Annotated in this window: 6 protein-coding genes; all 6 read right to left on the reverse strand. The window is 61.1% G+C overall.

Features of this window, described 5'->3' with window-relative positions:
- Nucleotides 1–18: 18 nt before the first annotated feature.
- Entirely contained in the window at nt 19–1,209 is a 1,191-nt protein-coding gene (gene tuf / locus ABHM97_RS13555) for an elongation factor Tu (protein WP_167263535.1), read from the reverse strand.
- A 231-nt stretch (nt 1,210–1,440) separates the two neighbouring features.
- Nucleotides 1,441–3,555 carry an elongation factor G gene (gene fusA, locus ABHM97_RS13560; protein WP_235517127.1) on the reverse strand — a complete coding sequence of 705 codons (2,115 nt, stop codon included), beginning with the start codon at nt 3,553–3,555 and terminating at the stop codon, nt 1,441–1,443.
- Nucleotides 3,556–3,624: 69 nt separating this feature from the next.
- The gene (gene rpsG, locus ABHM97_RS13565; protein ID WP_003803829.1) at nt 3,625–4,095 is read right to left on the reverse strand and encodes a 30S ribosomal protein S7; all 471 of its coding nucleotides are present in this window, start codon (nt 4,093–4,095) and stop codon (nt 3,625–3,627) included.
- Between the two features lies 1 nt (nt 4,096).
- Nucleotides 4,097–4,471 (reverse strand): 30S ribosomal protein S12, encoded by a 375-nt coding sequence (gene rpsL, locus ABHM97_RS13570; RefSeq protein ID WP_009358312.1) that lies wholly within the window; start codon nt 4,469–4,471, stop codon nt 4,097–4,099.
- A 415-nt stretch (nt 4,472–4,886) separates the two neighbouring features.
- Nucleotides 4,887–8,786, reverse strand: coding sequence for a DNA-directed RNA polymerase subunit beta' (locus ABHM97_RS13575; RefSeq protein WP_235517128.1), 3,900 nt, complete (start codon nt 8,784–8,786; stop codon nt 4,887–4,889).
- Between the two features lie 104 nt (nt 8,787–8,890).
- Complete coding sequence (gene rpoB / locus ABHM97_RS13580; protein ID WP_235517129.1) at nt 8,891–12,397, reverse strand: DNA-directed RNA polymerase subunit beta; 3,507 nt, start codon at nt 12,395–12,397, stop codon at nt 8,891–8,893.
- Nucleotides 12,398–12,569 lie beyond the last annotated feature (172 nt).

Consider the following 12,569-nt stretch of genomic DNA (forward strand, 5'->3'; position numbering starts at 1 on the left):
CTGATCTACAAGCAGAAACTACTTGATGATGCTGGTGACACGTCCCGAACCAACGGTGCGGCCGCCTTCGCGGATAGCGAAGCCGAGGCCCTCTTCCATAGCGATCGGCTGGATGAGCGCAACGGTCATCTCAGTGTTGTCGCCAGGCATAACCATTTCCGTGCCTTCCGGCAGGGTGATAACGCCGGTTACGTCCGTGGTGCGGAAGTAGAACTGCGGGCGGTAGTTGGAGTAGAACGGGTTGTGACGTCCGCCTTCGTCCTTGGAGAGGATGTAGACGTTAGCCTCGAAGTCGGTGTGCGGGGTGATGGAACCCGGCTTGACGACAACCTGGCCACGCTCGACATCGTCGCGCTTGAGACCGCGGAGCAGGAGGCCACAGTTCTCGCCGGCCCATGCTTCGTCGAGCTGCTTGTGGAACATCTCGATACCGGTAACCGTGGTCTTCTGGACCGGGCGGATGCCGACGATCTCGACCTCGGAGTTGATGGCGAGGGTTCCACGCTCGGCGCGGCCCGTTACAACGGTGCCACGACCGGTGATCGTGAAGACGTCTTCGATCGGCATCAGGAACGGCTTGTCGCGGTCACGTACGGGGTCCGGAACGGACTCGTCGACAGCTGCCATCAGGTCCTGTACGGACTTGACCCAAACCGGGTCGCCTTCCAGAGCCTTGAGGCCGGAAACGCGAACAACCGGAGCCTCATCGCCATCGAAGCCCTGCGAGCTCAGGAGCTCACGAACTTCCATTTCGACGAGGTCGAGGAGTTCTTCGTCATCAACCATGTCGGACTTGTTCAGTGCGACCAGCAGGTAGGGAACACCAACCTGGCGGGCGAGCAGAACGTGCTCACGGGTCTGAGCCATCGGACCATCGGTTGCGGCAACCACGAGGATTGCGCCGTCCATCTGGGCAGCACCGGTGATCATGTTCTTGATGTAGTCAGCGTGACCGGGGGCGTCTACGTGTGCGTAGTGGCGCTTCTCGGTCTGGTACTCCACGTGGGAGATGTTGATGGTAATACCGCGCTGGCGCTCTTCCGGAGCGGAGTCGATCGACGCGAAGTCGCGCTGCTCGTTGAGATCCGGGTACTGGTCGTACAGCACCTTGGAAATGGCGGCAGTCAGCGTCGTCTTACCGTGGTCAACGTGACCAATGGTGCCGATGTTGACGTGCGGCTTAGTCCGCTCGAACTTTGCCTTTGCCACAGGTTCCTCCTAGAACGATTTCAAGTGAAGTGCTCCTCGGCCGCGCTTTTCGCGGCAGAAACTTTAGCAAGTCTACTTGGGGGCTTGGTTTTGGTGAAATTGCAGATTCAGGAACCAATCTTAGTTCCTAGAGCCTGTTTGCGCAGGGGCCGGGCTGCAGCTTCCGCTGCAGCCCCACCTCATACGCTTAGATGCCTTCCCGGGACCGGAATTGCATCCGTTACCGGGAGATTACTCGCCGCGGGTTTTCTGGATGATCTCGTCGGCTACTGCCTTCGGGACCTCCGCGTAGCTGTTGAACGTCATGGAGTACACAGCGCGACCCTGGGTCTTGGACCGCAGGTCACCGATGTAGCCGAACATGCCGGACAGCGGAACGTGTGCACGGATAACCTTCACACCTGCTGCGTCCTCCATGGACTGCATCTGGCCACGGCGGGCGTTCAGGTCACCAATAACATCACCCATGTATTCCTCAGGTGTGCGGACCTCAACATCCATCAGCGGTTCGAGCAGAACAGGGTTCGCCTTGCGCGCAGCTTCCTTGAAAGCCATACGTCCAGCGATCTTGAACGCCATTTCCGAGGAGTCAACATCGTGGGACGCGCCGTCAATCAGCGTGGCCTTGATGCCGACAACCGGGTAACCGGCCAGGACGCCGTCGTTCAGTGCATCCTGGATACCGGCGTCAACGGACGGGATGTACTCGCGGGGAACGCGGCCACCAGTGACCTTGTTCTCGAACGCGTACAGCTCGCCTGAAGCGGTGTCCATGGGCTCGATCGCGATCTGGATCTTTGCGAACTGACCCGAACCACCGGTCTGCTTCTTGTGCGTGTAGTCAAGGCGCTCGACGGCGCGCTTGATGGTTTCGCGGTAAGCAACCTGCGGCTTGCCCACGTTTGCCTCGACCTTGAATTCGCGGCGCATGCGGTCCACCAGGATGTCCAGGTGGAGCTCGCCCATGCCGGCGATGATGGTCTGGCCCGTGTCTTCGTTGAGGGAGACCTGGAAGGTCGGGTCCTCAGCGGAGAGCTTCTGGATGGCCGTGGAGAGCTTCTCCTGGTCACCCTTGGTGTTGGGCTCGATGGCAACCGAGATCACGGGCTCCGGGAAGCTCATGGACTCAAGGACGATCTGGTTGTTGGCATCGCACAGGGTGTCGCCCGTGGTGGTGTCCTTCAGACCGATAGCTGCGTAGATGTGGCCGGCGGTAGCGCCCTCAACGGGCATTTCCTTGTTGGCGTGCATCTGGAACAGCTTGCCGATACGTTCCTTCTTGCCCTTGGTGGAGTTGACCACCTGGGCGCCTGCTTCGACGTGACCGGAGTACACGCGGACGAACGTCAGCTGGCCGAAGAACGGGTGCGCAGCAATCTTGAAGGCGAGGGCCGAGAACGGCTCGTCTGCAGAAGGCTTACGGGTCAGTTCCTTCTCTTCGTCGCGGGGATCGTGACCGATCATCGGCGGGACGTCGAGCGGGTTCGGCAGGAAGTCGACAACAGCATCCAGCATCGGCTGAACGCCGCGGTTCTTGAAGGCAGAACCACAGAAGACCGGGTAGAGCTCAGAGTTGATGGTCATCTTGCGGATGCCGGCTTTGATCTCTTCGAGGGTGAGTTCTTCACCTTCGAGGTACTTCTCCATGAGTTCTTCGGAAGATTCGGCCACAGTCTCAACGAGCTGTGCACGGTACTCCTCGGCCTTGGCCTGGAGGTCCGCCGGGATTTCCTGTACTTCGTAGGAAGCACCCATGGTGACGTCACCCTTAGCGTCGCCAGGCCAAACCAGGGCACGCATTTCGAGGAGGTCGACGACACCGATGAAGTCGTTCTCGGCACCGATGGGCAGCTGCATGACCAGCGGCTTGGCACCAAGGCGGGAGATGATGGTGTCTACGGTGAAGTAGAAGTCAGCACCCAGCTTGTCCATCTTGTTGACGAAGCAGATACGCGGAACGTTGTACTTGTCAGCCTGGCGCCAAACAGTCTCGGACTGCGGCTCCACGCCTTCCTTGCCGTCGAACACTGCGACTGCACCGTCGAGGACGCGCAGGGAGCGCTCAACCTCAACCGTGAAGTCCACGTGGCCCGGGGTGTCGATGATGTTGATCTGGTTCTGGTTCCAGAAACAGGTCACGGCGGCAGACGTGATGGTGATGCCGCGTTCCTTTTCCTGTTCCATCCAGTCAGTCGTCGAAGCGCCGTCGTGCGTTTCGCCGATCTTGTGGTTCACACCCGTGTAGAACAGGATGCGCTCGGTAGTGGTGGTCTTGCCGGCATCGATGTGGGCCATGATGCCGATGTTGCGGACCTTATTAAGGTCGGTAAGCACGTCCTGTGCCACGGGGTCTCCCTTTCGGATGGACTACACGTTCGCCGCCGACTCTGTTGAGCCGGCGGCGTCCGGGAAGTTTTACCAGCGGTAGTGTGCGAAGGCCTTGTTGGACTCGGCCATCTTGTGGGTGTCTTCGCGACGCTTCACAGCGGCACCAAGACCATTGGACGCATCCAGGATTTCGTTCTGGAGACGCTCGGTCATGGTCTTCTCCCGGCGGGCCTTGGAGTAGCCCACGAGCCAACGCAGAGCGAGGGCGGTGGAGCGGCCCGGCTTGACCTCAACCGGAACCTGGTAGGTGGCGCCACCAACACGGCGTGAACGCACCTCGAGGGAAGGCTTGACGTTGTCCATGGCCTTCTTGAGGGCGGCAACGGGGTCGCCGCCGGACTTGGCACGTGCACCTTCGAGTGCGCCGTAAACGATGCGCTCTGCGGTGGACTTCTTGCCGTCAACCAGAACCTTGTTGATCAGCTGCGTGACCAACGGGGAGCCGTAAACGGGATCGGAAACTAGCGGCCGCTTCGGGGCCGGACCCTTGCGAGGCATATTACTTCTTCTCCATCTTTGCGCCGTAACGGCTGCGGGCCTGCTTGCGGTTCTTGACACCCTGGGTGTCGAGTGCGCCACGGACGATCTTGTAGCGGACACCCGGAAGGTCCTTCACACGACCACCACGGACGAGCACGATGGAGTGCTCCTGGAGGTTGTGGCCAACACCGGGGATGTAGGCGGTAACTTCAACGCCACCGTTGAGGCGTACACGTGCCACCTTACGAAGAGCCGAGTTCGGCTTCTTGGGGGTGGTGGTGTAAACGCGGGTGCAAACACCGCGGCGCATCGGGCTGCCCTTCAGCGCGGGAGCCTTGGTCTTGGAGACCTTCGGCGTGCGGCCCTTGCGGACCAGCTGGTTAATCGTAGGCACTTTCGTGTTCTCCGTTGTTTGATCTCTGCCCCCACACAACGGCGCCAGCCGGTGTAAACGTGGGAACTTTGGCGTTGCTCGTGCAGCCGGCCGAAACTCCGGTAGGCGTGCAAAAGTGCGGCATTCGTTGCGCATGTTGCCCGCAACCCGGAAACAGGCTCCACCCAGCACCATGAGAACAAAACCAAAATGATGCTGCGGCGGCCTTCATCCACTGCCACACAGAACAATTACCAAAAGTCTAGCACGGCTTGATCTGGCGCCTTAATCGGGTGTATGGAGGACGACGGCGGAAGCCGGCAGCCGCCGTCGTCCTCCACTCCCCCGGGTCACCCCAGCGGAAGGCGGGTTAAACGGGTCAGGTCCCGCACTCGAAAGTGCGGGACCCGACCGTCAAGGCGCTGACAACCGTTTTTTAGCGGAAGTCGTTGCCGAGATCGTAGTCATCCAACGGGATGGCGTGGAACTCGGGAGCACCGTCGCCGCCCAGGGCGTCATAGGAGAAATCGGTGAAAGCGCTGGGGCCCGTGAACAGGCTTGCCTTCGCTTCTTCCGTCGGCTCCACAGTGACCTCTGTGTAGCGGGGCAGACCCGTACCAGCCGGGATGAGCTTACCGATGATGACGTTTTCCTTGAGGCCGAGCAGAGGATCGCTCTTGCCTTCCATGGCCGCCTGCGTCAGGACGCGGGTGGTTTCCTGGAAGGAAGCAGCCGACAGCCAGGACTCGGTAGCCAAGGAAGCCTTGGTGATACCCATGAGTTCCGGACGGCCGGAAGCCGGTGCCTTGCCCTCGGACACGACGCGGCGGTTCTCGTCCTCGAAGCGGGCGCGCTCTGCAAGCTCACCGGGGAGCAAGTCGGAGTCGCCGGACTCGATGACAGTCACGCGGCGCAGCATCTGGCGGACGATAACCTCGACGTGCTTGTCGTGGATACCAATGCCCTGGCTGCGGTAAACGCCCTGTACTTCGTCCACGAGGAACTTCTGTGCAGCACGCGGACCCATGATGCGCAGAACCTGCTTCGGGTCCACCGGACCGTTGATCAGCTTCTGGCCGACGCTGACGTGCTCGCCATCCTCGATGAGGAGGCGGGAACGGCGCAGCACCGGGTAGGCAATCTCTTCGGAACCATCGTCCGGAGTGATGACCAGTCGCATCTGGCGCTCGGACTCTTCGATGGTGATGCGGCCGGCTGCTTCAGCAATCGGTGCGACACCCTTCGGAGTACGGGCTTCGAAGAGCTCCTGGATACGGGGCAGACCCTGGGTGATGTCGTCGCCACCACCGGCGGAGACAGCACCACCGGTGTGGAACGTACGCATGGTCAGCTGGGTACCCGGCTCACCGATGGACTGTGCGGCGATGATGCCCACGGCCTCGCCGATGTCCACGGTCTTACCCGTAGCCAACGAACGGCCATAGCAAAGTGCACAGGTACCGACCTTGGACTCACAGGTGAGTACGGAGCGGACCTTGACCTCGGTGATGCCTGCAGCAAGCAGCTGGTCGATGACAACGTCACCACAGTCGGTGCCGCCGGCAGCCAGGACATTGCCCTGGGCATCGACGACGTCGACAGCCAGCGTACGTGCGTAGGCGCTGTTCTCGACGTTCTCGTCCATGACGAGTTCACCATTGGCGTCCGGCACGGCGATCGGGGTGACCAGGCCGCGCTCGGTACCGCAGTCCTCTTCGCGGACAATGACGTCCTGCGAAACGTCCACCAGACGACGGGTCAGGTAACCCGAGTTGGCGGTACGGAGAGCGGTATCGGCCAGACCCTTACGGGCACCGTGCGTGGCGATGAAGTATTCCAGAACCGACAGGCCCTCGCGGTAGGAGGACTTGATCGGGCGAGGAATAATCTCACCCTTCGGGTTGGCCACAAGACCACGGATACCCGCGATCTGGCGGACCTGCATCCAGTTACCACGTGCACCGGAGGACACCATGCGGTTGATGGTGTTCATCGGGGACAGGCTGTCACGCATCGCCTGGGCGATCTCGTTGGTTGCCTTGTTCCAGATCTCGATCAGTTCCTGGCGACGCTCGTCGTCGTCGATCAGGCCCTTGTCGTACTGGCCCTGGATCTTGGCAGCCATGCCTTCGTAACCGGCAAGGATGCCCGGCTTGGAAGCCGGAACCTCGATGTCGGAGATGGCAACCGTGACACCCGAACGGGTGGCCCAGTAGAAGCCGGCGTCCTTCAGGTTATCCAGCGTTGCAGCCGTGACAACCTTCGGGTAGCGCTCAGCGAGGTCGTTGACGATCCGGGACAGTTCGCCCTTGTCGGCAACAGCCTCAACCCACGGGTAATCCTCGGGCAGCGTCTGGTTGAAGATGACCTGGCCCAGGGAGGTTTCGACGAGAGCCGGCTGACCGGGCTCCCAACCTTCCGGAGCTTCCCAGCCTGCGTACGGCACGAAGTCGTCAAGGCGGATCTTGATCTGCGAGTTCAGGTGCAGGTCACGGGCGTCGTACGCCATGATCGCTTCTGAAACCGAGGAGAAGATGCGGCCCTCGCCGGCGGAACCGACGCGCTTGGTGGTCAGGTGGTACAGGCCGATGATCATATCCTGCGAAGGCAGGGTCACCGGACGACCGTCGGACGGCTTCAGGATGTTGTTCGAGGACAGCATCAGGATGCGTGCTTCGGCCTGGGCTTCCGGGCTCAGCGGCAGGTGGACTGCCATCTGGTCGCCGTCGAAGTCAGCGTTGAAGGCGCCACAAACCAGCGGGTGAAGCTGGATTGCCTTGCCTTCCACAAGCTGCGGTTCGAAGGCCTGGATGCCGAGGCGGTGCAGGGTAGGTGCACGGTTGAGCAGCACCGGGTGTTCGGTGATGATCTCTTCCAGCACGTCCCAAACCTGCGGACGGTAACGCTCGACCATGCGCTTTGCCGACTTGATGTTCTGGGCGTGGTTGAGGTCAACCAGGCGCTTCATGACGAACGGCTTGAAGAGCTCCAGGGCCATCTGCTTGGGCAGACCACACTGGTGCAGCTTCAGCTGCGGGCCGACGACGATGACCGAACGGCCGGAGTAGTCAACACGCTTGCCGAGGAGGTTCTGGCGGAAACGACCCTGCTTGCCCTTGAGCATGTCGCTCAGGGACTTCAGCGGACGGTTGCCCGGACCCGTGACCGGACGGCCACGACGGCCGTTGTCGAAGAGGCTGTCAACAGCTTCCTGAAGCATGCGCTTCTCATTGTTGACGATGATCTCCGGAGCACCCAGGTCAAGCAGGCGCTTGAGTCGGTTGTTGCGGTTGATCACACGACGGTAGAGGTCGTTGAGGTCGGAGGTCGCGAAGCGGCCACCGTCCAACTGGACCATCGGGCGCAGTTCCGGCGGGATCACCGGGACGGCGTCGAGAACCATGCCGAGCGGGCTGTTGTTGGTGGTCAGGAACGCGTTGACAACCTTCAGGCGCTTCAGGGCACGCGTCTTGCGCTGGCCCTTGCCGTTCTGGATGGTGTCGCGCAGTGACTCAGCTTCAGCCTGCATGTCGAAGGTCTCAAGGCGCTTCTTGATGGCCTCGGCGCCCATGGAGCCCTCGAAGTACAGACCGTAACGGTCGCGGAGTTCGCGGTACAGGCCCTCGTCACCTTCGAGGTCAGCGACCTTCAGGTTCTTGAAGCGGTCCCAGACCTGCTCAAGGCGCTCGATGTCGGCGTCGGCACGCTTGCGGACGTTCGCCATCTGGCGGTCGGCAGAGTCGCGGGCCTTCTTCTTGTCGGCAGCTTTGGCGCCTTCGCCTTCAAGACGGGCAAGCTCGTCCTCAAGGTCGCGGGCGATCGTGGCGATGTCGCTGTCGCGGTTGTCGATCATCTGCTTCTTCTCGAGGTCGTGCTCGACCTGGAGGTTCGGCAGTTCGGCGTGACGGCTTTCAGTGTCAACGCTGGTGATCATGTAGGCAGCGAAGTAGATGACCTTCTCAAGGTCCTTCGGTGCCAGGTCCAAAAGGTAGCCCAAGCGCGAGGGAACGCCCTTGAAGTACCAGATGTGGGTTACAGGCGCGGCCAGTTCGATGTGGCCCATGCGCTCACGGCGTACCTTGGCGCGGGTAACTTCCACACCACAACGCTCGCAGATGATGCCCTTGAAGCGCACGCGCTTGTACTTACCGCAGTAGCACTCCCAGTCGCGGGACGGTCCGAAGATCTTCTCGCAGAAAAGGCCGTCCTTCTCAGGCTTGAGCGTGCGGTAGTTGATGGTTTCCGGCTTCTTGACCTCACCGTAAGACCATCCGCGGATGTCTTCCGCGGTGGCGAGGCCGATCTGCATGAGGCCGAAGGAGGATTCGCTGGACATATGGTCCCTGTTCTCTCTTGTTCTCTAAATTCTGAAGTCTTGGTTACGGGAAGAGGGAGCTGTTCCGGCGGACAGTGGTTGATCACCGCCCGCCGGAACCGCTGCTAAACCTCTTCTACGGAACTGGGCTCTGCACGAGACAGATCGATGCCCAGTTCTTCCGCAGCCGTGAAGACTGCGTCATCAGAGTCACGCATTTCGATCGTGGTTCCGTCCGTGGAAAGAACTTCCACGTTCAGGCACAACGACTGCATTTCCTTGATCAAGACCTTGAAGGACTCGGGAACGCCAGGCTCAGGGATGTTTTCGCCCTTGACGATGGCTTCGTAGACCTTCACACGGCCATGGATGTCATCCGACTTGATCGTGAGGAGTTCCTGAAGGGTGTAGGCGGCACCGTAAGCTTCGAGCGCCCACACTTCCATTTCACCGAAGCGCTGGCCACCGAACTGCGCCTTACCACCCAGCGGCTGCTGCGTGATCATGGAGTACGGGCCGGTGGAGCGCGCGTGGATCTTGTCGTCCACCAGGTGGTGGAGCTTCAGGATGTACATGTAACCGACGGAGATCGGGTCCGGGAACGGCTCGCCGGAGCGGCCGTCGAACAGACGGGTCTTGCCGGAGGAATCGATCAGGCGGTCGCCGTCACGGGTCACGTTGGTGGAGTCAAGCAGGCCAGTGATTTCTTCTTCACGGGCGCCATCGAACACCGGGGTGGCAACGGTGGTCTGGCCGGTTTCACGGGGCAGGTTGGGCAGGTTCTTGACCCACTCCGGCTCGCCTTCGATCTTCCAACCGGTCTTGGCAACCCAACCGAGGTGGGTTTCCAGGACCTGGCCAACGTTCATACGACCCGGAACACCAAGCGGGTTCAGGACGATGTCCACCGGGGTACCGTCTGCAAGGAAGGGCATGTCCTCGATCGGCAGGATCTTGGAGATAACACCCTTGTTGCCGTGACGGCCGGCGAGCTTGTCGCCGTCGGTGATCTTACGCTTGGCTGCAACGTAGACGCGGACCAGCTGGTTCACGCCCGGGGGCAGTTCGTCGTCGTTGTCGCGGTCGAAGACGCGCACGCCGATGACCGTACCGGACTCGCCGTGGGGCACCTTCAGCGAGGTGTCACGGACTTCGCGGGACTTCTCACCGAAGATGGCACGCAGCAGGCGCTCTTCCGGGGTCAGCTCAGTTTCACCCTTGGGGGTGACCTTGCCTACCAGGATGTCGCCGGCTTCAACCTCGGCACCGATGTGGATGATGCCGCGCTCGTCCAGGCCTGCCAGGACTTCCTCGGACACGTTGGGGATGTCACGGGTGATTTCCTCGGCACCAAGCTTGGTGTCGCGGGCATCAATTTCGTGCTCCTCGATGTGGATGGAGGAAAGAACATCCTCAGCGACGATGCGCTGGGACAGGATGATGGCGTCCTCGAAGTTGTGGCCTTCCCATGACATGAATGCCACGAGCAGGTTCTTACCGAGGGCGAGCTCACCCTGGTCCGTTGCGGGACCGTCAGCGATGATGCCGCCAACTTCCAGGCGCTGGCCTTCGTTGACCAGGACGCGGTGGTTGTAGCAGTTGCCCTGGTTGGAACGGGCGAACTTGTTGATGCGGTAGTTGGTTTCGGTGCCGTCGTCGTTGATCATCACAACGAGCTCGGCGGAAACCTCGGTAACCACACCTGCCTTCTTCGCGATGACAACGTCACCGGCGTCGACGGCGGCTGCACGTTCCATGCCGGTACCCACGAAAGGAGCCTCGGAACGGACCAGCGGCACAGCCTGGCGCTGCATGTTGGCACCCATGAGTGCGCGGTTTGCATCGTCATGCTCAAGGAACGGAATAAGGGCCGTTGCCACGGACACCATCTGGCGCGGGGAAACGTCCATGAACTGGACCTCGCCTGCGGGAACCAGGACGGGCTCGCCTCCACCACCACGGGCACGGACAAGGACGGTCTCTTCGGAGAACTTCTTGTCAGCATCCAGCGGAGCGTTGGCCTGTGCAATCAGGACCTCTGCTTCGTCGTCGGCGGTGAGGTACTGGACCTCATCCGAGACAACACCGTTGGACACCAAGCGGTACGGCGTCTCGATGAAGCCGAACGGGTTGATGCGGCCGTAGGAAGCCAACGAACCGATCAGACCAATGTTCGGGCCTTCAGGGGTTTCGATGGGGCACATACGTCCGTAGTGGGACGGGTGAACGTCTCGGACTTCCATGCCTGCACGGTCGCGGGACAGACCACCCGGGCCAAGTGCCGACAGGCGGCGCTTGTGGGTCAGACCCGAGAGCGGGTTGTTCTGGTCCATGAACTGCGACAGCTGGGAGGTTCCGAAGAACTCCTTGATGGCTGCAACAACGGGACGGATGTTGATCAGTGTCTGCGGCGTGATGGCCTCGACGTCCTGCGTGGTCATGCGTTCGCGAACAACGCGTTCCATACGGGACAGACCGGTGCGGACCTGGTTCTCGATCAGTTCGCCAACGGCGCGGATGCGACGGTTGCCGAAGTGGTCGATGTCGTCGATGTCGACGCGGAGCTCGTGGTCCTGGCCATCGCGCTTGCCCATGAGGGTCTTCTCGCCGGCGTGGAGCGCAACGAGGAACTTGATCATGGCAACGATGTCTTCAACGTGCAGGACCGAAGCTTCCTTGTCGCCAAGGGAGCGGTCGATGCCGAGCTTGCGGTTGATCTTGTAACGGCCAACCTTGGCCAGATCGTAGCGCTTGGCGTTGAAGTACAGGTTGTCCAGCAGGGACTGGGCAGCCTCGACTGTGGGCGGCTCGCCCGGACGCAGCTTGCGGTAGATGTCCAGAAGGGCGTCTTCGCGGGTTTCGGTGGCGTCCTTCTCCAGGGTTGCACGCATGGAGTCGTACTGGCCGAACTCTTCCAGGATCTGGCCTTCGGTCCAGCCGAGGGCCTTCAGGAGAACCGTGACCGACTGCTTGCGCTTACGGTCAAGGCGAACGCCGACCTGGTCGCGCTTGTCGATTTCGAGTTCGAACCATGCGCCACGGGACGGGATGATCTTCGCGGTGAAGATGTCCTTGTCACTGGTCTTGTCTGCGGTGCGCTCAAAGTAGGCGCCCGGCGAACGGACCAGCTGGGAGACGACGACACGCTCGGTGCCGTTGACGACGAACGTTCCCTTCTCGGTCATGAGGGGGAAGTCGCCCATGAACACGGTCTGCTGCTTGATCTCGCCCGTGTTGTTGTTCATGAACTCGGCCTTGACGTACAGCGGGGCCGAGTAGGTGGCGTCACGGTCTTTACATTCGGCCATGGTGTACTTCGGGTCAGCGAACTCCGGCTCGGAGAAGCTCAGGGACATGGTGCCCTGGAAGTCCTCGATAGGGGAGATCTCTTCGAAGATGTCGGCAAGTCCGGAGGTGGTGGCGACGCTGAGGTCGCCCTCCTCGACAGCCTTCGCTACCCGCGCCTGCCAGCGTTCGTTTCCGACCAGCCAGTCAAAGCTGTCAGTCTGCAGGGCGAGAAGATTCGGAACATCAAGGGGTTCGTGAATCTTTGCGAATGAGAGGCGGCGGGTGGCACCATCGGTGCTTGCCGTGTTAGCGGTTTCGTTATTAGAGGTGCTCGAGGCGACCAAGAGGGATCCTTCCACAGACCTTCAGGCGTTTTCAGATCTCCCCCGTTTGCATTCCGCGGAGTGCTCCGCAGGATACTTGTTCCGGTTCCGCTATATGACCCGGACCCAGCCTGCCCAAGGCCGTGCACGTTGAGGAACGGCACGTCAATGACGCAGCTGAGAGGTAAAGCCC

It is taken from the genome of Paenarthrobacter sp. CAP02 (genome assembly GCF_040137855.1).
GTDB lineage: Bacteria > Actinomycetota > Actinomycetes > Actinomycetales > Micrococcaceae > Arthrobacter.

Coding starts and splice junctions, on each gene's coding strand:
- rpsG (WP_003803829.1), bottom strand. CDS start 4,095: ATGCCTCGCAAGGGTCCGGCCCCGAAGCGGCCGCTAGTTTCCGATCCC.
- ABHM97_RS13575 (WP_235517128.1), bottom strand. CDS start 8,786: ATGTCCAGCGAATCCTCCTTCGGCCTCATGCAGATCGGCCTCGCCACC.